The organism is Methylomagnum ishizawai, from assembly GCF_900155475.1.
Taxonomy (GTDB): Bacteria; Pseudomonadota; Gammaproteobacteria; order Methylococcales; family Methylococcaceae; genus Methylomagnum; species Methylomagnum ishizawai_A.
The window spans coordinates 3,693,473-3,713,383 of sequence record NZ_FXAM01000001.1; the positions used below are offsets into that span (position 1 = coordinate 3,693,473).

General features: G+C 63.3%; 16 protein-coding genes. 11 read left to right on the forward strand and 5 right to left on the reverse strand.

The window, feature by feature from the left end:
* Nucleotides 1-187 precede the first annotated feature (187 nt).
* Both B9N93_RS16490 and B9N93_RS16495 read left to right on the forward strand, forming a co-directional pair.
* Nucleotides 188-1,447 (forward strand): PP2C family protein-serine/threonine phosphatase, encoded by a 1,260-nt coding sequence (locus tag B9N93_RS16490; protein WP_085215345.1) that lies wholly within the window; start codon nucleotides 188-190, stop codon nucleotides 1,445-1,447.
* Between the two features lie 149 nt (nucleotides 1,448-1,596).
* A complete protein-coding gene (locus B9N93_RS16495) occupies nucleotides 1,597-2,094 on the forward strand; it encodes a hypothetical protein (RefSeq protein WP_085215346.1) in 498 nt (165 codons plus the stop codon).
* A gap of 78 nt (nucleotides 2,095-2,172) precedes the next feature.
* Here B9N93_RS16495 and B9N93_RS16500 read toward each other — a convergent pair whose 3' ends face one another.
* From B9N93_RS16500 to B9N93_RS16510, 3 genes are all read right to left on the reverse strand, one after another.
* Entirely contained in the window at nucleotides 2,173-3,759 is a 1,587-nt protein-coding gene (locus B9N93_RS16500) for an OpgD/OpgG family glucan biosynthesis protein (RefSeq protein WP_085215347.1), read from the reverse strand.
* Nucleotides 3,760-3,828: 69 nt separating this feature from the next.
* Nucleotides 3,829-4,482, reverse strand: coding sequence for a glutathione S-transferase family protein (locus tag B9N93_RS16505; protein WP_085215348.1), 654 nt, complete (start codon nucleotides 4,480-4,482; stop codon nucleotides 3,829-3,831).
* Nucleotides 4,483-4,605: 123 nt separating this feature from the next.
* Nucleotides 4,606-5,097 (reverse strand): glutathione peroxidase, encoded by a 492-nt coding sequence (locus B9N93_RS16510; protein ID WP_085215349.1) that lies wholly within the window; start codon nucleotides 5,095-5,097, stop codon nucleotides 4,606-4,608.
* Nucleotides 5,098-5,410: 313 nt separating this feature from the next.
* Here B9N93_RS16510 and glnL point away from each other — a divergent pair, with 313 nt between their 5' ends.
* The 3 genes from glnL to B9N93_RS16525 all read left to right on the forward strand — a co-directional run bounded on the left by glnL (nucleotide 5,411) and on the right by B9N93_RS16525 (nucleotide 8,451).
* Nucleotides 5,411-6,484, forward strand: a complete 1,074-nt coding sequence (gene glnL, locus B9N93_RS16515; RefSeq protein WP_085215350.1) for a nitrogen regulation protein NR(II) — start codon at nucleotides 5,411-5,413, stop codon at nucleotides 6,482-6,484.
* Entirely contained in the window at nucleotides 6,477-7,892 is a 1,416-nt protein-coding gene (gene ntrC / locus B9N93_RS16520) for a nitrogen regulation protein NR(I) (RefSeq protein ID WP_085215351.1), read from the forward strand. Before glnL ends, ntrC begins: the two co-directional genes overlap by 8 nt.
* 82 nt (nucleotides 7,893-7,974) lie before the next feature.
* Nucleotides 7,975-8,451, forward strand: a complete 477-nt coding sequence (locus tag B9N93_RS16525) for a cyclic nucleotide-binding domain-containing protein (protein ID WP_176225295.1) — start codon at nucleotides 7,975-7,977, stop codon at nucleotides 8,449-8,451.
* Here B9N93_RS16525 and B9N93_RS16530 read toward each other — a convergent pair.
* The gene (locus tag B9N93_RS16530) at nucleotides 8,439-9,227 is read right to left on the reverse strand and encodes a metallophosphoesterase family protein (protein WP_085215353.1); all 789 of its coding nucleotides are present in this window, start codon (nucleotides 9,225-9,227) and stop codon (nucleotides 8,439-8,441) included. The two genes, B9N93_RS16525 and B9N93_RS16530, sit on opposite strands and share 13 nt — an antisense overlap.
* A gap of 477 nt (nucleotides 9,228-9,704) precedes the next feature.
* Between B9N93_RS16530 and B9N93_RS16535 the strand changes: the two genes are divergently transcribed.
* From B9N93_RS16535 to B9N93_RS16560, 6 genes are all read left to right on the forward strand, one after another.
* Nucleotides 9,705-11,771 (forward strand): HAMP domain-containing methyl-accepting chemotaxis protein, encoded by a 2,067-nt coding sequence (locus tag B9N93_RS16535; protein ID WP_085215354.1) that lies wholly within the window; start codon nucleotides 9,705-9,707, stop codon nucleotides 11,769-11,771.
* Nucleotides 11,772-11,986: 215 nt separating this feature from the next.
* The gene (locus B9N93_RS16540) at nucleotides 11,987-13,999 is read left to right on the forward strand and encodes a calcium-binding protein (RefSeq protein ID WP_085215355.1); all 2,013 of its coding nucleotides are present in this window, start codon (nucleotides 11,987-11,989) and stop codon (nucleotides 13,997-13,999) included.
* A 261-nt stretch (nucleotides 14,000-14,260) separates the two neighbouring features.
* Complete coding sequence (locus B9N93_RS16545) at nucleotides 14,261-14,542, forward strand: hypothetical protein (RefSeq protein ID WP_085215356.1); 282 nt, start codon at nucleotides 14,261-14,263, stop codon at nucleotides 14,540-14,542.
* Between the two features lie 24 nt (nucleotides 14,543-14,566).
* The gene (locus B9N93_RS16550) at nucleotides 14,567-15,751 is read left to right on the forward strand and encodes a transaldolase (protein ID WP_085215357.1); all 1,185 of its coding nucleotides are present in this window, start codon (nucleotides 14,567-14,569) and stop codon (nucleotides 15,749-15,751) included.
* Nucleotides 15,752-15,999: 248 nt separating this feature from the next.
* Complete coding sequence (locus B9N93_RS16555; protein ID WP_254899413.1) at nucleotides 16,000-18,021, forward strand: 2,3-oxidosqualene cyclase; 2,022 nt, start codon at nucleotides 16,000-16,002, stop codon at nucleotides 18,019-18,021.
* A 156-nt stretch (nucleotides 18,022-18,177) separates the two neighbouring features.
* Nucleotides 18,178-19,566, forward strand: a complete 1,389-nt coding sequence (locus B9N93_RS16560) for an FAD-dependent oxidoreductase (protein WP_303246065.1) — start codon at nucleotides 18,178-18,180, stop codon at nucleotides 19,564-19,566.
* Nucleotides 19,567-19,642: 76 nt separating this feature from the next.
* Here the strand turns inward: B9N93_RS16560 and B9N93_RS16565 are convergent, their stop codons facing one another.
* The gene (locus tag B9N93_RS16565) at nucleotides 19,643-19,855 is read right to left on the reverse strand and encodes a hypothetical protein (RefSeq protein WP_085215358.1); all 213 of its coding nucleotides are present in this window, start codon (nucleotides 19,853-19,855) and stop codon (nucleotides 19,643-19,645) included.
* Nucleotides 19,856-19,911: the final 56 nt, after the last annotated feature.

Genomic DNA, 19,911 nt, shown 5'->3' on the forward strand with positions numbered 1-19,911 from the left:
GCAATGGCACGGCGACGGTCCTGGCGCATGGCCTGGGTGGCACCGGGATGGTCTCCCGATCCCGTCGGCATGAACCCCTGTTTTCTTGCCGGATTAAACCCACCGCGCTTGAAGAAAAGCCCGCCTTCGCCTACATCTATCCATAGCAATTCCGGGCATCGCCCCCCACCCCAGCAGAAATCCCGGCATGGCAGCAAAAAACATCCTCCCCCCCGATAGCCCGCCCGTCCCGGTGACCGCGCCCCCATCCCCCATGCGGCTCAGTATCCTGGTCGCCGAGGATTCGGTCTCGGCTTTGCGGGTCATCATGACGATCCTGTCGGCCTCGGGCCATACGGCGGTCGGGGTCGGCGATGGCATCGCCGCGGTGCGGGAATTCCAAAGCCAATCCTTCGACCTGGTCCTGCTGGACATCCTCATGCCGGGTATGGACGGCTTCGAGGCCACCCGCGCCATCAAACGGATCGCCGCCGAACGGGACGAATGGGTGCCGGTGCTGTTGATCAGCGCCGTGGAGCAACACGGGGCCATCGTCAAGGGACTCTCGACCGGGGCCGACGATTTCATCCCCAAGCCCTGGCTGATCGAAATCCTGGACGCCAAGATCGATGGCTTCGCCCAATCCATCCAAGCCATCCGGCAGATCCGCGCCCAGGAGGCGGAAGCCCGCGACATGGTGAAACGGCTGGCCGAACTGAACGCCCATACCCAAACCGAATTGGACATGGCGAACCGGATCATGAACCGGCTGGTCTCCTGCGAGCGGCTCATCGATCCCCAGGTACGCTATTTCCTGATGCCTTCCGACCGTTTCAGCGGCGATGTGGTCGCCATCTCCCGCGCACCGAACGGCACCCTCTACGCCATGCTGGCGGACGCCACCGGGCATGGCCTCACCGCCGCCATCAGCGTCCTGCCCGCGCTCTGGGTGTTCGAAGGCATGGCCCGCAAGGGTATGCCGGTCGCGGATATCGCCACCGAAATCAACCGTCGGCTGAAAGAAACCCTGCCGACCGGCTATTTCGTGGCGGCGCATATCGTCGCGTTGGACAACGGCTCGGGAAAGCTGTGGATTTGGAGCGGGGGCATGCCTCCGGCCCTCTTGATCGACGACCAGTTCAATACCCTACAGGTATTGGACTCCCCCCACGTCGCCCTGGGCATCCTGGGCGGCGGCGCATTCGACCCCAGTTGCCAAGCCATAGAGGCCAATTTCCAGGGGCAATGCTTGCTGTATTCGGACGGTGTGATCGAAGCCCGGGCCGGGGATGGTCCGATGCTGGGCGAAGAGCGTTTGCGCGGGGCATTGCTGGCCGCCGAACCGGGTGCCCGGATCGACCATACGATCCATTTGGTCGAGGCGCATTTATCGGGACAGGCTCCGCCGGATGATACGTCCCTCCTCGCCATCAGGCTGTCCGCCGATGGAGTGGATTTCGGCGCGTGAATCCGCGTTGTCCTTGTCAAGCCCAACGCACTATGCTTCGATAGATACCGTCACGCCAATTTGGCAAGCGCACAGCCCATTATTTCGACATTCCGTACCAGCGGACCGCAAAGGTTCCGCTCATTATCAAACCAGCGGCAAAAATAGCCATGCATCACCCCGAATATTTCGCAAGCATCCTGGCTTTCGTGCGTAGAATCGGCATCGCTGTCGAGTTGCAACCGATCTCCGGCCCAAGCTTCTTGCCGGGGATCGTCATCCGGTCTGGGGCGCTGGTGGTGGACCCGGACACGCTACAGTGGCCCGGCGACCTCCTGCACGAAGCGGGGCACCTGGCCGTCTTGCCGCCGGAGCGCAGGGCCGGGGCCTCGGACGACCTATCGGACACCAGCATACCCGGCGGAGGAGAACTGGAAGCCCTGGCCTGGTCGTTCGCGGCGGCGCATCGGTTGGGACTGCCCCCATCCGTCCTGTTCCATCCCGGAGGCTACAAGGGACAGTCCGAAGGGCTGATCTTGTCCTACACCTTCGGCGTGTGCCCAGGCTTGAAGGGGCTTTGCGAGGCGGGCATGGCGACCGCGCCCGGCTTCGGCTCCATCGCCACGGCCCCGCCCTATCCCCATATGATTCGCTGGCTGCGGATATAGCCCGGTGGGCCTGTACTCATCATGCCCACCACCTCCGAACATTGCGGTGGACTGGGAGTACCAGCCCACCCTACCCAGCTAAAACGGGTGATACTGGAATAACCAAGTCTCCGACACCGCCTTATCCCGGAGCCGCAGGAAGCAGCGCAATTCCACCGGGTCCGCCCCATCGGCCTTGAGGTCGAAATGGGTGCGCCAATGCCCCGCCACATCGTCCGGCACCGGCTCGATCTCCACCCGCGAAATCTCGCCCCGCGACGCCACGATCACCGGCTCCGGCTTCTCGCCCCAGGCCAGCGCATCCAGCGGTTTCCCCAGGAATTCCACCATGAATTTACGCACGCCCTTGGGCCGGGGCTTGCCGGGTTGGCCGCCATTGCCCAGACGGGTGGCGACGCAGCGGGCCAGCGGGAAGTTGCTCGGGTCTTCGTTCAGCCACGACAGCCGGTATTTGAATTCATAGCTCTTGCCCGCCGTGGCCGGTTCCTTGGGCACCCACATCGCCACGATGTTGTCGTGGATTTCGTCGTCGGTGGGGATTTCGGTCAGTTGCACCGCGCCCGCGCCCCAATCGCCCAGCGGTTCCACCCAAGCGCAGGGCCGCAGGTGGTAGCGCACCCCGTCCTGGTAATGGTCGAACAGCCGGTCGCGCTGGAATAGGCCATAGCCCTTGGGCGCTTTATCCATGAAGCTCGACACCGAGATGTGCGGCGGATTGTTCAAGGGTCGCCACAGGTGTTCGCCATTGCCGTTCAACATCGCCAGCCCATCGGAATCGTGGACTTCGGGCCGCCAATCGCTGCCCGCGCCCTTGGCGGTTTCCGAGAACCAATACATCGAGGTCAAGGGCGCGATGCCCAGGCGCTCGATATCCTTGCGCAGGAACAAGGCCGATTCGATGTTCATCACCACGCCCTTGCCACGGCTCAAGGCGAAACGATAGGCACCGCTGAGGCTGGGACCGTCGAGCAAGGCGTAGATGATGACGGGATCGGTGGGCTTGGGCGCGGGCTCGAACCAGAACGCCACGAAATCGGGGAATTCCTCCGGGTTGGAAGTGCCCGGCGCGATGGCGATGCCGCGGGCGGACAGGCCGATCTGGCCCTGGTCGCCATTCGCGCCCACCGCCCGGAAATAGGACGCGCCCAGGAAGGTGGCCCAGGGTTCCAGTTTCTTCCAATCCGGCCCGCCGCGCTTCTCATGCACCCAGAACCCGGCGAAGGCCGAAGGCTCCGGCGCGAGTTGACGGGCCACATGGTCGGGACCGGCGGCGAACAAATCCGGGTCGTAGACGATGGAGCGGGCCTGGCCGTGTTCGACCACGTTCATTTTCACGGTCTTGGGGAAAAACATCCCCACATGCTGGAAGCTGATGGGATAGGCGCTGCCGCCCTCGGCCCAGAGCGCGGCATCTTTACGGTATTGCAATTTGCCGTGGGCGTCGTAGTCGATTTGCTGGACGATGGCGGGGTCGGGACGCGGCGGCGGGGTGTAGTCGCGGGTGGCGGCGTCGCGGGCCATCGCCTTGAGCGCGTCGAAGCTGAACGGCGTGGCCGGGCCGAATTGCAGCTTGGCGGGATTGGCTTGGGCGGCCGGCATCCTGAGGGCGTAGAGGGCGTTGACGGCGAGGGAGAGTTGCAAAAAATGTCGGCGCGTTAAGCTCATAGGAATTCCATGGACAGGGAGTAGTGGCCGGGACACTAGGCCCGGCCTGTTATTTTCACCGCGTGCGTATCAATCTTCAAAAGCCGGGATGACCTCGGTTTCGGCCCGGCCCGCTTCGATCCATTCCGACATGGCCGGATGGCCCAGCACCGTGTCGCGATAGGCGAGGGCCACCGCGTCGGCTTCGAGTCGGTAGGTCCAAAAGCGCAGGGCGACCGGCGCGTACATAGCATCGGCGATGGTGAAGCGCCCGAACAGCCAGGGACCGCCCGCCGCCCGTTCCCGGCACTCCCGCCAGATTCGCCCGATCCGGGCCACGTCCTTATGTACCGCTTCCGGCAGCTCCTTGTGGGGCGGGGCCGGTGGACGGCGGCAATTCATCCCGCAATGGGTCCGCAGCGCCTGGAAGCCGGAATGCATTTCCGCCGAGAGGGCGCGGGCCTGGGCCCGGTCGGCAGGCGCTTCCGGCCAGCCCTGGGTTGCCGGGTAGCGCTCGGCCAGATATTCCAGGATGGCGAGCGAATCCCACACCGTGATGCCGCCGTCCACCAACACCGGCACCTTGCCCGCCGGACTGTGGGCCGCGATGCGGGCCTGGGAATCTTCCCGGTACAGCGGGATGCGGATTTCCTCGAACGGGATACCGTGGTGCTTGAGGAACAGCCAAGGGCGCAAGGACCAGGAAGAATAGTTTTTGTTGCCGATAACCAAGGTCGGATTCATGGCGTCGTTTTCCGAAGTGAAGGGGGCCGACGCCGGTCCCGCGCTGGCGGGACCGGCCCGGCGGGCGCTGTTATGACAAATATCGCCGTCCGGGGCAATGGGGCGGATCGCCGGTGCGGAAACTCAGGCCGCTCCCAACGCCGCCTCGATATCCTCCACCAGTTCCTCTGGCTTGGTCATCGAGCCATAGCGCTTGACCGGCTTGCCCTCGCGGTCGATCAGGAACTTGGTGAAATTCCACTTGATGCCCTCGCTGCCCAAGGTGCCGGGCAAGGCGTGCTTGAGATAGGCGAACACCGGATGGGCGCCCTCCCCGTTCACCTCGACCTTCTCCGACAAGGGGAAACTCACGCCGTAATTCTTCTCGCAGAACGCGCCGATCTCCACGGCGTCGCCCGGCTCCTGCGCTCCGAATTGATTGCAGGGAAAGCCGACCACCACCAAGCCCCGGTCTTTATAGTCCTGGTACAGCTTTTCCAGTCCGGCGTATTGCGGGGTGAAACCACAACGGCTGGCGGTGTTGACGACGAGGATGGCTTTGCCCCGGAATTGGGCGAAATCCAGGGGCTCGCCGGTCAGGGTCTTGGATTGGAAAGCATAGATATCAGCGCTCATGGTCGGCTCCTATGGGATGGGGGAACGGGGGTGTTCCCAAGTGCCGCAGTTTACGCCGATTCGGGCCGATCCCGCGCCCATGAGTCCCGGCGCTGGAACGCGGCAGTGAAACGCCCCATTTTGGGGCCAGCTTCCATCCCTGCCAATGAATCGCACCAAAATAGGCCATAATTCCCATCATGCCGCTCCGGTTTCCCTGCGGAAACCCGCACGGCCACCCAACCCGCTCCCGGCATCCGGCCCGCCATCGGCACATCCCCGCGGTCCAAGGGCACCCGGCGGACATGGCCCCCATATTGCTTCGCAAGCCGCAATGAACCACGAAGACACCCCCAACCTGCACCATCGCATCCTCGACCATCTCACCGACGCCGTCTTGCTGTTCGACCCGGAATACCGGCTGGTCTACATCAACATGGCAGGCGAGATGCTATTCGCCGTGAGCGCCCGCCAAGTGCTGGGCGTCCGGGCCGAGGAAATCTTTTTCCTGTACGACAAGGACATCGAAAAAGACTTGCAGCGCACCTTGGAACACGCCGAGACCCTGACCAAGCGCAATCTCGCGCTGGAACTGCCCAGCCAACCCATCACGGTGAACCTGACCCTCACCCCGATGATGGAACAGGACCGGCGAGTGGCCGCCCTGGTGCAGATCGAGCAGGTGGATAGGCACCTCCGCATCTCGATGGAAGAGCAATTGCTGGCCCAGCAAAACGCCGCCCGCATGCTGCTGAGGGGCTTGGCCCACGAGATCAAGAACCCGCTGGGGGGACTCCGGGGCGCGGCCCAACTGCTGGACCGGGAACTGCCCGACGCGGAACTGCGCGAATACACCAAGATCATCATGGAGGAATCCGACCGCCTGCAATCACTGGTGGACCGGATGCTCGCCCCCAACAAACCGCCGCACAAAGCCCCGCTCAATATCCACCGGGTATTGGAACGGGTCCGGCAATTGGTGCAGGTCGAAGCCCCGCCCGGCGTGGTGATCGAACGCGATTACGACCCCAGCCTGCCCACGGTCAACGGCGACAGCGACCAACTGATCCAGGCCATCCTCAACGTGGTCCGCAACGCCGCCCAGGCCGTGGGCCAACAGGGCCGCATCCTGATCCGCACCCGCATCCACCGCCAAGTGACCATCGGCCACCGCAAGAGCCGCCACGCGCTCAAGGTCGAGGTCATCGACGACGGTCCCGGCATCAAGCCGGAACTGTTGGGCCAGATTTTCTACCCCATGGTCACGGGCCGGGCCGATGGCACCGGGCTCGGGCTGTCCATCGCCCAATCGCTGATCAACCAGCATGGCGGCTTGGTGGAATGTTCGAGCGCGCCGGGGCACACGGTGTTTTCTATTTTTTTGCCGCTGGAGAAAGAACATGAATAGCGCGGCCCAAGTCTGGGTGGTCGATGACGACCGCTCGATCCGCTGGGTGTTGGAGAAAGCCCTGCAAAAAGCCTCGATCCAAACCCGTTGCTTCGCGCACGCGGGCGGCTTGCTCGACGCCTTGGCACAGGGCAAACCGGACGCCATCCTCACCGATATCCGCATGCCCGGCATCGACGGCCTGGAACTCCTCAAGCAATTGCAGGGCAAACACCCCGACCTCCCGGTCATCATCATGACCGCGCATTCCGACCTGGAAAGCGCGGTGTCGGCCTTCCACGGCGGGGCGTTCGAGTATTTGCCCAAACCCTTCGATGTGGACGACGCGGTGGATTTGGTGCGCCGCGCCTGCGCCCAGAGCCAGCGCCAGAAACCCGAACCCAGCCCCGCCCCGGCCCCGGAGAAAACCCCCGAAATCATCGGCGAAGCCCCGGCCATGCAGGAGGTGTTCCGCGCCATCGCCCGCTTGGCCCGCTCGCATATCACGGTGCTGATCAACGGCGAATCCGGCACCGGCAAGGAATTGGTGGCCCGCGCCCTGCACCGCCACAGCCCCCGCGCCGACAAGCCCTTCATCGCCCTCAACATGGCGGCGATTCCCCGCGACTTGCTCGAATCCGAATTGTTCGGCCATGAGCGCGGCGCCTTCACCGGGGCGCAGGCCCGCCGCGCCGGGCGTTTCGAGCAGGCCGACGGCGGCACCTTGTTCCTCGACGAAATCGGCGACATGCCCGCCGACCTGCAAACCCGTTTGCTGCGGGTGCTGGCCGATGGCGAGTTCTTCCCGGTCGGTGCCCATACCCCGGTCAAGGTCGATGTCCGCATCATCGCCGCCACCCATCAGCATTTGGATAACTTGGTGGCGGAAGGCCGCTTCCGCGAAGATTTGTTCCACCGGCTGAATGTCATCCGCGTGCATCTGCCGCCCCTGCGCGAGCGCCGCCAGGATATTCCGCTATTGCTCAAGCATTTCTTGCAGGAGGCCAGCCAGGAACTCAAGGTGGAGACCAAGAGCCTGTTGCCCGAGGTGGAAGTCTATCTGTGCCGGTTGGATTGGCCGGGCAATGTCCGCCAATTGGAAAACACCTGCCGCTGGATCACGGTGATGGCGGCGGGCAAGGAGGCCCACTTGGACGATTTGCCGCCGGAATTGCTACAAGTGAAGACGGCGGACGCCGCGGCCCCGATGGCGGATGGCTGGGAGGATTCGTTCCGGCAATGGGTGGACCAGCGCTTGAAGCGCGGCGAGCGCAACATCGCCAAGGACGCCATCGAATCGGCGGAAGGCATCCTCATCACCACGGCGCTGCAAGTGACCCGCGGCCGCCGCCAGGAAGCCGCCAAACTGCTGGGCTATGGCCGCAATACCCTGACCCGCAAGATCACCGAGTTGAACCTGGATGTCTGAAATCGCCTTCAGCCTGGTGCGGCATCACCCCTCACCGGGTCCGCGCCCATTTAAGCCCGCGCTCCTTCGCGAGGATACGCCGATGAATAGCGTGCTGAAGCTGTGCCAAGGCTTGCCGGAACAAAGGTTCGCGCCCGCCGAGGTCTTGCTGGCGGAAGGCGGGACGGATGGGAAGCTATATGTCCTGATCGAGGGCGAGGTGGAGATTTCCAAGGAAAACATCGCCCTCCACAGCCAGGACGATTCCGGCGCGATCTTCGGGGAAATCTCGGTCCTGTTGAACCTGCCGCGCACCGCGACCGTGACCGCCACCCGGCCCTGCCGTGCCTACCGGATCGACGATGGCGCGGCCTTCCTGCGCGACCATCCCGACTTCGCCATCCACCTCTCGACCCTACTGGCCCGGCGGCTCCACAGCATCACCGGCTATCTGGTGGACCTGAAACGGCAGTTCGCCGACCATGCGGACCATTTCGGCCTGGTGGACGAGGTGCTGGACAACCTCCTCTACCAACAGCCCTGGCCCCTCCCCGACGACACCGAACGCTATCCGCAATAGCGCTTGTCCAACCACGCGGGCGCTTCCCGCACCGGACTGGGCCGGAGCGGGGCCATGGCATCCAGCGCGATTTCCTCCACCACCTCGCACGAGGCCCACAAGGCCCGCCGCGCCTGGGTATCGAGGATGATATGGGCCGGCACCGGCCCGAGTTGCCGCCCCGGATTGAACACCCAGGTTGCCCCGATCCGGTCCACCCAGGAGCCGCCTTGCTGGAACGGCGATTGGTGGACATGGCCGACCAGCACCATGCTGGGCGCGAACCGGGCGATCCATTCCACCAACTGCGCATCCCCGCCATAACGCCGCCCGCTCCAACTGGTGGGCGAGGCGTCCGGCGGCGCGTGGTAGATCCAAATCCATTGCGCCTTGGTTTTCCGGCTATCCCGCTCGATCTGTTCCCCCACCCTGGCGCAACGCTTCGGCCCGTCCCACCACGGGCAGATGGTGAACAGAATATCCTCCAGTTCCAGGCTGTCCTCGTCGGTAGGGATGCCGAATTGCCGGGTCCTCAGTATCCAGCGGGCATATTTCTCGTCGTGGAAATCGCGGGCATCCAGATCGTGGTTGCCCGAGCAAACCACCACGCGGGTCTTGGCGCACATCCGCTTGAGATAGGACAGGATGACGGTGATCTGGGCCTGTAGGTCCACCACCGAGGCGATATCCAAATGATCCCCCGCGATGACGACCACATCGTAGGCGGGGGCTTGCTGCAATACCCAATCGAATTGCTTCAAGGTGTAATGCAGATCGGAAACCAGCAGGCATTTCATACGCTTATTCCATAGCGGGGCGTTATTTTCGGGCCGGCCGGGCAGGTATTGTTTTGGTGGACCGCTGGTTCGGGCTGGAAAGCGGTTGCATCCATTCATCCATGGAATGGGACGGGGCCGTGCCGGGGCGGGAAAGCATATAGACAAATGCTATCGACTCCAAGCTTTCCGCGGGGCCATTGCGGGACCGCCGCCGATGGACCGGCCTCCTTAACGATCCGCATCCACCTCCCTCCGCCGCGAACTACTTGAATTATTAGGGTTTAGATGCGGACCGCCGGAGGTGTCCACCGCCCCGACGATCTCCAAGGCCGCCGCCCAGGGCTACACTTCCCACCACTTCCCCCGAACATGTCCTAAGCTTCCCATGAGTTTCGACATAACCCTTTGAACCACTGGCGGCGGGCCACCCTCTCCCGTATCCGTCCGCCCCGGTTCGCCCCGCAATATGGACAACCTTGAACCAGGAGTCCCCCGATGCTTAACAACATGAAAATCCGCGCGAAACTGGCGATGGGTTTCGGCCTGCTCTTACTCTTCGGAGCCATGATCGCCACGGTGGGGATATGGCGCTTGCTAGACCTGCAAGCCGATTTCAAAGCCTTGTCCGGGCCGATCCTGGCCCGCGAACGGTTGACCCACCAAGGTCTGGCCCAAATGGGCGATGGAGTGCATTACTTCAAAAACGCCATCCTGCGGGGCAAGGACTATCCGGCGAAATTCGAGGCGGCGATGGCGGGCATCGAGCAAACGGTCCGCGATTACCGGCTGACCGCCGAGCCCGCCCCGGAAGAACGAGCCTTGCTCGAAACCATCGACCAAGAACTCAAGCAATACCGCAACGCCATGGCCACCGTGGTGGAAATGCTAGCCAAGGGCGCGACCCCCACCCAAATCGACAACAGCGTCGCGGGCGCCGACAAAGCCTTGGCGGCGGCGCTGGAAAAACTCATGGTCATCAACATCGAGCGCGGCACCCAAAGCCAACGGCAATTCAACCAACAACTCGACACCGGCATCCCGGTCTTGCTGGGCATCATGGCGCTGATGATCACCCTGGGCGTATTCACGGCGAAAACCATCATCGCCAATATCACCCGGCCCTTGGCGCGGGCGGTCGAACTTGCCCAAGGCATAGCCGCCGGGAATATCGAGCAAGCCCTCTCCCATCCCACTGGCCGGGACGAAACCGCCGAACTGCTCGCGGCCATGGCGAGCATGGCCGATACCCTCAAAAGCTTTGCCGCCGCCCAGCTCGACAACGTCAAAAAGCACGCATCCGGCGGGCTGGACGATCAAATCGACGCCGGGCGGTTTCCGGGCATTTATGGACAAATGGCCTGTTCGATCAACGACTTGGTGCAATCGCATATCGCGGTGAAAAAACGGGTGGTCGAAATCGTGAAACGCTATGCGCAAGGCGACCTGAGCGTGGACATGGACCGCCTGCCCGGCCAAAAACGCGAAATCACCGAAGCCATCGACAGCGTGAAAACCAGCCTGCAAGCAATCAACCGCGAAATCAAAACCCTGGCGCACTCGGCGGTGAACGGCGATTTCACGGTGCGGGGACGGGCCGACCAATACCACTACGAATTCCGCGAGATGGTGGAAGGACTGAACGCGCTGATGGAAGTCAGCGACCGGGGCCTGGCCGAGGTCGCGCGGGTTCTGGGCGCCTTGGCGGAAGGCGACCTGACCCAGCGCATCGACGGCGATTACCGGGGCACCTTCGGCCAATTACGGGACGCTTCCAACGCCACGGTGGAGCGGCTCAGGGAAATGGTGGAACGCATCCACGAGGCCAGCCAGGCCGTCAACAACGCCGCCCAGGAAATCGCCGCCGGGAACGCCGACCTATCGCGCCGCACCGAGGAACAAGCCAGCAGCCTGGACGAAATCTCCAGCGCGATGGAGCGGCTCAATGCCACCGTGACCGCCAACGCCAGCGGTGCCGGACAAGCCAACGCCCTGGTCCAACACGCCAACGGGGCGGTCGAACAAGGCGGCGACGCGGTGGGACGCCTGGTCGCGGCCATGGGCGAAATCCAGGAACGCTCGCGCAAGATCGCCGACATCACCGGGGTCATCGACGGCATCGCCTTCCAGACCAATATCTTGGCCCTGAACGCCACGGTCGAGGCGGCGCGGGCGGGCGAACAAGGCCGCGGCTTTGCCGTGGTCGCCAACGAAGTGCGGAGCCTGGCCCAACGCAGCGCCTCCGCCGCCAAGGAAATCAAGGGCTTGATCGCCTCCTCGGCGGAAAAAGTGGACACCGGCGTGGCGCAGGCCACCCAGGCCGGCGAGGTCATGGAAGAAGTGGTGGGCGGTTTTGGCCAAGTGAGAACGCTGATGGAGGAAATCTCCACCGCCAGCCAAGACCAAGCCCATGGCATCGGGCAAATCGCCCAGGCCATAGGCCAGATGGATAAGATGACCCAACACAACGCCGCCCTGGTGGAAGAAGCCGCCGCCGCTGCGGAATCCCTGGGAGAGCAGGCCCGCAGCCTGGTCGCGGCGATGAGCGCCTTCAAGCTGGCTTAGGGGGGTGCTGGGGCTTCCTGCCACCCCAGCCCACAGCCTCCAATCCCGTTCCGGGCCCGATGCGGGCGCTGTCGCCCAAACCTATCCAAATCCTGCTGCCGCGGTAAAATCGCCCCCTTCGCCCCGTCCACCCCGCCGCAGTGCGGGCCGGACCGCCGGGCTGCACCATCCCCCCAAGAATTCTCAAAAATAAATAACCCATAGGGTGCGATAACATGGCTAAAAATCTAGGTTTGATCGATACCGCCAACAACGACTTACCGGGCCTCGCCAGCGGCCTTGGAATATTAGCAGGAACCTATATCGGCACCGGGATACTGGAAAGCATCTCCAACAGCGCGTCCAGCGACGTGATCGATTATTACGATTTCCAATTCGATGGCACCGCCCCCATCAATAGCTATATCGAGCTGAACTCACCCGACGTGGTGAATATCAAGGCCCATTACGCCATGACCCTATACCGCTACGACGCGCAAAGCGATAAGTATGTGGAAGTGGCCGACAATTACCAGCTCCCGAATTCCCCTTATACCTATCGCATCGACCTCACCGGCTTGGCGGCGGGCAAATATGTGGTCGGCGTCACCGGGGCCAAATGGTCTTTCGCCAGCTCGGCCACGGGACTTTATGAACTCAGGGTTTCTATACCTTCGCCCACCCAACCCGGCACCGTCATCAACGGCGATAATACGGCTAACGCCCTACTCGGCACCGACGATGAAAACACCATCAATGCCAAAGGTGGCAACGACACCATCAATGGCGGTGCTGGCGACGATACGATCTATGGCGGGAACGGCAACGACAATCTCACCGGCGGTTTGAACAGCGACGTCCTCGACGGCGGTGCCGGCCTCGACAAGGTGGTCGAATCCGGCAATTTGGCGAAATTCATACTCGGCAATAACAGCTTGGTGGGGAATGGCGTCGATGTTTTGCTGAATATCGAGCAGGCGGTATTGACCGGCGGCAATAGCTGGAACCTGCTGGATGCCTCGGCCTTCACCCTGGGTTCCGTCACCCTGGTCGGCGGCGGCAGCGATGATACCTTGCTGGGCGGGGCGGGCGCGGATAGCCTGCAAGGCGACGATGGTTTCGATATCCTCAACGGCGGCGCGGGCGCGGACAAGTTGGTCGGCGGGACCGGGGGCGATCTTTATATCGTCGATAATACCGGGGATATCGTAGTGGAAACCGGTACTTTTGATTATGACCAGATCGAATCTTCGGTTTCTTATACCTTGGGAAAAACCCTGGAGGCACTCAAACTCACGGGTAGCGCCGCCATCAATGGCACCGGCAACAGCCAGGATAACCGTCTCACGGGCAATAGCGCCGCCAATAGCTTATCTGGACTGGATGGGGACGATATTCTGGACGGGGGCCAGGGTATAGATACCTTGGTCGGCGGGCGTGGCGACGACACCTATTATGTGGACAATCCCGGCGATATCGTGGTGGAGGACGCTTCCGCCGGACTCGACGAGGTTAATTCTTCCAGCAAGCGCTATACTTTGAGCGATAACCTGGAACACTTGACTATCATCGGCAATGGTTTGGACGGCACCGGCAATTCGCTGAACAATATCCTGTCCGGCAATGGCTTGGGCAACAAGCTGAATGGGGCGGGCGGCAAGGATACCCTATATGGCTCCGATGGCTGGGATAACCTGAGGGGCGGCAATGGCGACGACTTCCTCTATGGCGGCGCGGATGACGATACGCTGCTGGGGGAGGCCGGCAAGGATTATCTGGACGGGCAAGGCGGCAATGATAAACTGAATGGCGGACCGGGCCAGGATTCCTATAGCGATTGGTCCGGTGCCAATACCTATATCTTCCAGTTCAAGGAATCCTTGCTCAGCGCGCCGGATATTATCGATGGATTTTCGGTGGGCAAGGACAAAATCGACCTGCTCTCCGTAAGCGGGGGCGCCTTGGCCAAGCCGGTCGCATTCACCCGCGCGGCGGATCAAGATTTCAGCCCGTCGCTGGCGTCCATCAACCAAGTCTTCGCGGATGCCAATGGCAAGTTGGCGGGCAATCAACCCTTGGGCCTCAATAGCGCCGCTGTCGTCGACATCGGCGGGTATTACAACGCCTATGTGGTCGTCAACGACAATACCCCAGGCTTCCAAGCCGATACCGATCTGGTCTTCAAGATGGCGACTTTCGGGGATTTGCCGCCCGTCGGCGTGGTGGGGGTCGATCTGTTCTTCGCCTGAACCACGTTTGGCAACAGCAAGCGCGGTCGGCACCGTCCCTCCGCGCTACGCCTCCCCGCCCTCCGAACCTATTTGGCCCATGACAAGGGCCGCCTCCGGGCGCGGCCTTGGAATGCGGCCCGTTCCTGTCCGCGCAAGCGAGCGCGGCGGCGGGCCGCAATAATCAGCCCCAAACCGGACAGCAGCATCCCTCCAATCGAAATAGTCCCGGTGTTCTAATAAGCCCCGCCATGAGGCTTTATTTCACATCGCGAGGCTACCATGACCGAATCCAGCAAAGACCTAGGGATCGCCACCGCCCTGCTGACCCGCTTCACCACCCAACGCCTGCCCAAAGCCTTGGCGCTCAAGGACAAGGTCGATCAAGGCGGCAAGCTCGACGAATGGGATATCGCCTTCCTGCGCGAGGTGTTCGCCGATGCCGAGCAGATCATGCCCCAGGTGGACCGGCATCCCGAATACCAAGCCCTGTGCGCCCAGGCGGTTTCGCTCTACCACGACATCACCGAACGGGCCTTGGCGAACGAACATACACCGGGTTAAACCCCACTCACGAGGATTCAGGCTATGGGCAATCTCTTGGAACAATTGCGCGGCATGACCGTCGTGGTCGCCGATACCGGCGACCTGGAAGCCATCCGCAACTTCACCCCCCGCGACGCCACCACCAACCCTTCCCTGATCGCCGCCGCCGCGCAGATGCCGGAATACCGCGAAGTGGTGGACGGCACCTTGCTGCAAGCCAGGAAGGCCCTGGGACCGGACGCCGAACGCGCCCAGGTCGTGGCCCTGGCCTTCGACCGGCTGGCCATCGCCTTCGGCCTGCGTATCCTGGACATCGTGCCGGGCCGGGTTTCGACCGAGGTGGACGCCCGCTTGTCCTACGACACCGCCGCCACGGTGGAAAAAGCCCGCGACCTGATGGCCCAGTACGCGGCGGCGGGCATCGACCGCTCGCGGGTGCTCATCAAGATCGCCGCGACCTGGGAGGGCATCCGCGCCGCCGAGCAATTGGAGCGCGAGGGCATCCATTGCAACCTCACCCTGATGTTCGGCCTGCACCAAGCCATCGCCTGCGCCGAGGCCGGCGTCACCCTGATCTCGCCCTTTGTGGGCCGCATCCTCGATTGGCATAAGAAGGCAACCGGCCAGGACTACGCCCCCGCCGACGACCCCGGCGTGGTGTCGGTCACGCGCATCTACAACTATTACAAGAAATTCGGCTACAAGACCGAGGTCATGGGCGCGAGCTTCCGTAACCTGGGCGAGATTCTGGAACTGGCCGGCTGCGATCTCCTGACCATTTCCCCGGCCCTGCTCAAGCAACTGGAAACCGGCGACGGACCCTTGCCGCGCAAGCTCGACCCCAGCGCCGCCGCCGATCTGGATATCGCCCCCATCCCCATGGACCTGGCCACGTTCGAGCGGATGCACGCCGCCGACCGCATGGCCAGCGACAAGCTCAGCGAGGGCATCCGGGGCTTTACCCAGGCGCTGGAAAGCACCGAGGCTTTGCTATCGGCGCGGTTGGCCCAGATCGAGGACGGCGCGGCCCTGGGCAAAGTGGTGTCGGAAGGGATGTTCGGACTCTACGACCACGACGGCGACGGCTATGTGACCCGCGAGGAATGGCTGGGCACCGACGCCGTGTTCGACGCCATGGACACCGACCACGACGGCAGGATCAGCCTGGCGGAAATGGGCGCGGCCCTGGGCGCCATCGTGCATTGGGCGACGGCGCGGGCCGCTTGAATCGCGGCCGGAACGGAAGCCCGGAGCCGGGCTTCCGTTCCACGGGACACGGGCGGGAATCCCAGCGTCCACCAAGAGGGAACTGGACGGATGCGCGGCTTTCCCGCACAATAACTTCGGTTTTAAGGCATACCGGTATCATCAATTAACCTTATCCCGGCCCGATAAGGTCCATCCCATGACGCGGCAACCGGCTTCCCGGCCCGGCGATCCAGCCCCCCCGTCCCATCCTCCACCCAAAACAGACCTTGAACAACCAAACCACCGAGTTCAACGATCTCCCGCGTGCGCCCATGGCGACTCCGGCCCATGGCCCGGAACGGGAGGCCGGACGGCGGGCCTTGGCGCGCCTCCTGGAATTACAGGGCGACCACGGCGATTGGGAAGGCGAAATGGTCTGGTGCACCATGATCCTGGCCCAGACCGTCATCGTCCGCACCGTGGCGGGCCGCCCTTATTCCGAGGACGAACGCGCCCGCATCGTCCGCCATTTCGCCCATTACCAGGACGCCGAGGGCGCTTGGGGGATGCATCCCGAATCGCCGGGATATGTATTCTTCACCGCCCTGGCCTATGTGGCGCTGCGCATCCTGGGCTTGCCCGCCACCGACCCCCTGTTGGTCCGCGCCCGGACTTGGCTGCACGCCCAACCCGGCGGGGTGCAGGGGATTCCGACCTGGGGCAAATTCTGGCTGGCCCTGCTCGGCCTCTATGACTACGCGGGATTGAATTCGGTCCCGCCCGAGTTGTTCATCCTGCCCGAAGCGCTGCCGTTCCACCCCCGCCGCTTCTATTGCCATACCCGTTTGATCTACCTGGGAATCGCCTATTTGTTCGGGCTGCGTTTCGTCGCGCCCTTGCCGGATGGGCTGCGGGAAGCACTCCGGGCCGAACTCTATACGGAACCCTACGCCGCCATCGATTTCGCCCGGCTGCGCCATGCCCTCGCGCCGGGCGATGTCTATGTGCCCATCAGCCCCTTGCTGCGGACGCTCTACGACGGGCTGGCCCTCTACGAGCGCTGGCATTCCAAAGCCTTGCGCCGCAAGGCGCTGGCGGCCTGTTTCGAGCGCATCCTGTACGAGCAGCGCAGCACCCGCTATCAAGGCATCTCCCCGGTCAACGGCCTATTGAACTGCCTCGCCATTTTCGCCCACGATCCGCAACATCCCGAATTGCGGGCCAGCCTGGACGGGGCCGAAGCTTGGCGTTGGGAAGACGAGGCCGAAGGCATCCGCTATGTCGGGGCGCGCTCCAACACTTGGGACACCGCCTTCGTGGTGCAGGCGTTCATGGAAGCGCCCGGCACGGTGCCCGGCGCGGTGGCGGCCATGGACCGGGCGGTCGGCTTCTTCAAGCAGGCCCAGATGACCGAGGAACTGCCCAATTATCGGGAGTATTGGCGGGATACGGCGGTGGGCGGCTGGTGCTTCTCCGATGGGCAACACCGCTGGCCGGTCAGCGATTGCACCGCCGAGGCCGTGAGCGCCCTTTTAGCCTTGCGCGAACGCCCCGAATATCGGGATATCCAGCCTTTCGAGGCGGAACGGCTGGGACAGGCCGTGGCTTTCATCCTATCGCGCCAGAACGCCGACGGCGGTTTCGGCACCTACGAAAGCCGCCGCGCCGGGAAATTGCTGGAGACGATCAATCCCTCCGAGATGTTCGGCCAGTGCATGACCGAGTTGTCCTATATCGAATGCACCGCCTCGTCGCTGGCGGCTTTGGCCGATTACCGGAAACATTATCCCGACCCGGACGGCGGGATCGACCGGGCTATCCATCGCGCCATCCGCCTGCTCCGGGCCGCCCAATTGCCGGACGGCGCCTATGCCGGATTCTGGGGGATCAATTACACCTACGCGATTTTCCATGTCGCCAAGGGCTTGCGGGCGGCGGGCATCCCGGCCAGCGACCCCGCCCTGCAAGCCGCCGCCCTTTGGCTGGTCGGCAAGCAACGCGCCGACGGCGGTTGGGGCGAACATTATTCCGGTTGCCTCGAAGGCCGCTATGTCGAGCATTCCCATAGCCAGGTGGTGATGACCAGTTGGGCGCTGCTGGCCTTGTTGGATATCCTGCCACCGGACCATCCCGCGATCACCCAGGGTATCGCTTGGCTCGCCGCCCAACAACAAGCCGACGGCGATTGGCCACGGCTCGGCGTGAACGGGGTGTTCTTCGGCGCGGCCATGCTCGATTACCGGCTTTACCACACGTATTTCCCGGCCTGGGCCTTGGCCCGCCACGCCCGGCTCCACGGAACACGCTAACTCGCCGGACCTTGTTCGTGGTCAAGGCGGACACGGTGCGTCGCTAAGAAAATATCCGCCCCGGACGCAACCGGGTTGGCCTTGGGCAACGCTTTTCATGGGCCGCCGGCTGGGCGGCCTTCGACCTCATTGTTTCATTGAATATCGGGATCGAATATGCAAGAAAAAGAAATGGTAGCGCGGCAGGACGTGGATGTTCTGATCGCGGGCGGAGGCATCGCCGGTTCGGCGGCGGCGGCGGCGCTCGCGCCCCTGGGGCTGAAAGTCTTGATCGTCGAGCCGGGCTCCGCCCACGGCAGGCGGCTGGCCGGGGAATTGATCCATCCGCCCGGCATCAACGGCCTGCGCGAATTGGGCCTCCTCGATGGGGAGTTGGATTTGGGAGCGCCAGTGCAGGGCTTCGCGGTGTTTCCGTTCGCGGGCGGGGAACCCGTGACCGACGCCTGCGAATCCACCGTGCTGCTGCCCTATGACGAATCCCAAGGCACCGGCACCCACGGCCAGGCCATCGAACACCGCCTGCTCAAGGATCACCTGCTGGACACGGTGCAGGGTTTCCCCGGCGTCACGGTCTGGTCCGGGGCGCGGGTCACGGAAATGGAAGCGGGAACAAAAGGCGGCTATACCGCCCTGGTCCGCACCGAGGAAGGCGAAATCCGGGTCGATGCCAAGCTGATGATCGGGGCCGACGGCCCGATGTCGCAAGTGCGCAAGATGATCGGCATCACCCATGTCACCCAGCGCTATTCCGGCATGATGGGGGTCGAGGTCGATGATATCCATCTGCCGCACAAAGGTTTCGGCAATATCTTCTTGAATCCGGCGGGCGTTTCCTACGCCTATGGCATCGGCGGGGGCCGGGCCAGGGTGATGTTCGAAATCCTCAAGGGGGCCGACGCCAAGGACTCGATCCAGACCCATTTGAACGCCTTCCCGCCCAGCTTCCGGCGCGATGTGGAGGCGGAGCTGGCCGAGGGCAAACCCCTGGCCGCCGCCAATTACTGCATCATCCCGGCCCAGAGCGTGAAGCACAACGTCGCCCTGGTCGGCGACGCCCGCGGCTGCTGCCATCCCCTGACCGCCTCCGGCATCACCGCCGCCGTCAAGGACGCCCTGGTGCTGCGCGACGCCCTGCGCGAAGCCAAGCTGGATGTACCCGCCGCCCTGCGCCAATATTCCCGCGTCTGTGCGAGGCTGCAGCTCACCCGCCGCACCCTGGCGGAGGAACTGCGCGAGGCCTTCCTGGCCGAGACGCCGGAAGCCTTGTTGTTAAGCCAGTGCATTTTTTCCTACTGGCGGTCCAGCCCCAGGGGCCGGGTGCGTTCGATGGCGCTCCTGTCCTCGCTGGACAGCAGTATCTTCTCGCTGGCTTACCAATATGGCCTGGTCGCGCTGCAAGCCTTCCGCCTGTTGCCGGAATGGGTGCGGAACCACACCCTCGGCGCTTGGCACCGGGGCGTGTTGCTGTTCCTGTACAAGAGCTTCAAATTCCAGGAAGCGGCGTTGCGGCAAAGATGGCGGGAATTGGGCGCTTACGCCGAATGACGGGACAAACCCGGTGGAATGGAAAAGGCCGCGTCAGCGGCCTTTTTTGTGGGGGAGCGGCGGGAATCCGGTCGTTTCAACGCATTTGCCGCCAACGGTAATGCACCTGCCCGTCATCGCACTGGTAGCCGGCCCGGTTGCTGCCATCGGTGGCGGCCACCGGCACGCAATGGTGGGCGTCGCGGAAGCTGGCCCATTCTTCTTCCCCATTTTTATTGCCCGCCAATAACAGGGCTTCGGCCACGACGGCGAAAGCGACACCGGCGAACATGAGATGGCTGGTCTTCATAAATCCTCCTCGGGTGGCTGGTTGTGGTTATGCGGGCGGGTGGGAAATCCGCCCAT

Bases quoted from the DNA above. Each gene is read 5' to 3' on its own strand.
- B9N93_RS16490 (WP_085215345.1), top strand. From the start codon at position 188: ATGGCAGCAAAAAACATCCTCCCCCCCGATAGCCCGCCCGTCCCGGTG.
- B9N93_RS16495 (WP_085215346.1), top strand. From the start codon at position 1,597: ATGCATCACCCCGAATATTTCGCAAGCATCCTGGCTTTCGTGCGTAGA.
- B9N93_RS16500 (WP_085215347.1), bottom strand. From the start codon at position 3,759: ATGAGCTTAACGCGCCGACATTTTTTGCAACTCTCCCTCGCCGTCAAC.
- B9N93_RS16505 (WP_085215348.1), bottom strand. From the start codon at position 4,482: ATGAATCCGACCTTGGTTATCGGCAACAAAAACTATTCTTCCTGGTCC.
- B9N93_RS16510 (WP_085215349.1), bottom strand. From the start codon at position 5,097: ATGAGCGCTGATATCTATGCTTTCCAATCCAAGACCCTGACCGGCGAG.
- glnL (WP_085215350.1), top strand. From the start codon at position 5,411: ATGAACCACGAAGACACCCCCAACCTGCACCATCGCATCCTCGACCAT.
- ntrC (WP_085215351.1), top strand. From the start codon at position 6,477: ATGAATAGCGCGGCCCAAGTCTGGGTGGTCGATGACGACCGCTCGATC.
- B9N93_RS16525 (WP_176225295.1), top strand. From the start codon at position 7,975: ATGAATAGCGTGCTGAAGCTGTGCCAAGGCTTGCCGGAACAAAGGTTC.
- B9N93_RS16530 (WP_085215353.1), bottom strand. From the start codon at position 9,227: ATGAAATGCCTGCTGGTTTCCGATCTGCATTACACCTTGAAGCAATTC.
- B9N93_RS16535 (WP_085215354.1), top strand. From the start codon at position 9,705: ATGCTTAACAACATGAAAATCCGCGCGAAACTGGCGATGGGTTTCGGC.
- B9N93_RS16540 (WP_085215355.1), top strand. From the start codon at position 11,987: ATGGCTAAAAATCTAGGTTTGATCGATACCGCCAACAACGACTTACCG.
- B9N93_RS16545 (WP_085215356.1), top strand. From the start codon at position 14,261: ATGACCGAATCCAGCAAAGACCTAGGGATCGCCACCGCCCTGCTGACC.
- B9N93_RS16550 (WP_085215357.1), top strand. From the start codon at position 14,567: ATGGGCAATCTCTTGGAACAATTGCGCGGCATGACCGTCGTGGTCGCC.
- B9N93_RS16560 (WP_303246065.1), top strand. From the start codon at position 18,178: ATGCAAGAAAAAGAAATGGTAGCGCGGCAGGACGTGGATGTTCTGATC.
- B9N93_RS16565 (WP_085215358.1), bottom strand. From the start codon at position 19,855: ATGAAGACCAGCCATCTCATGTTCGCCGGTGTCGCTTTCGCCGTCGTG.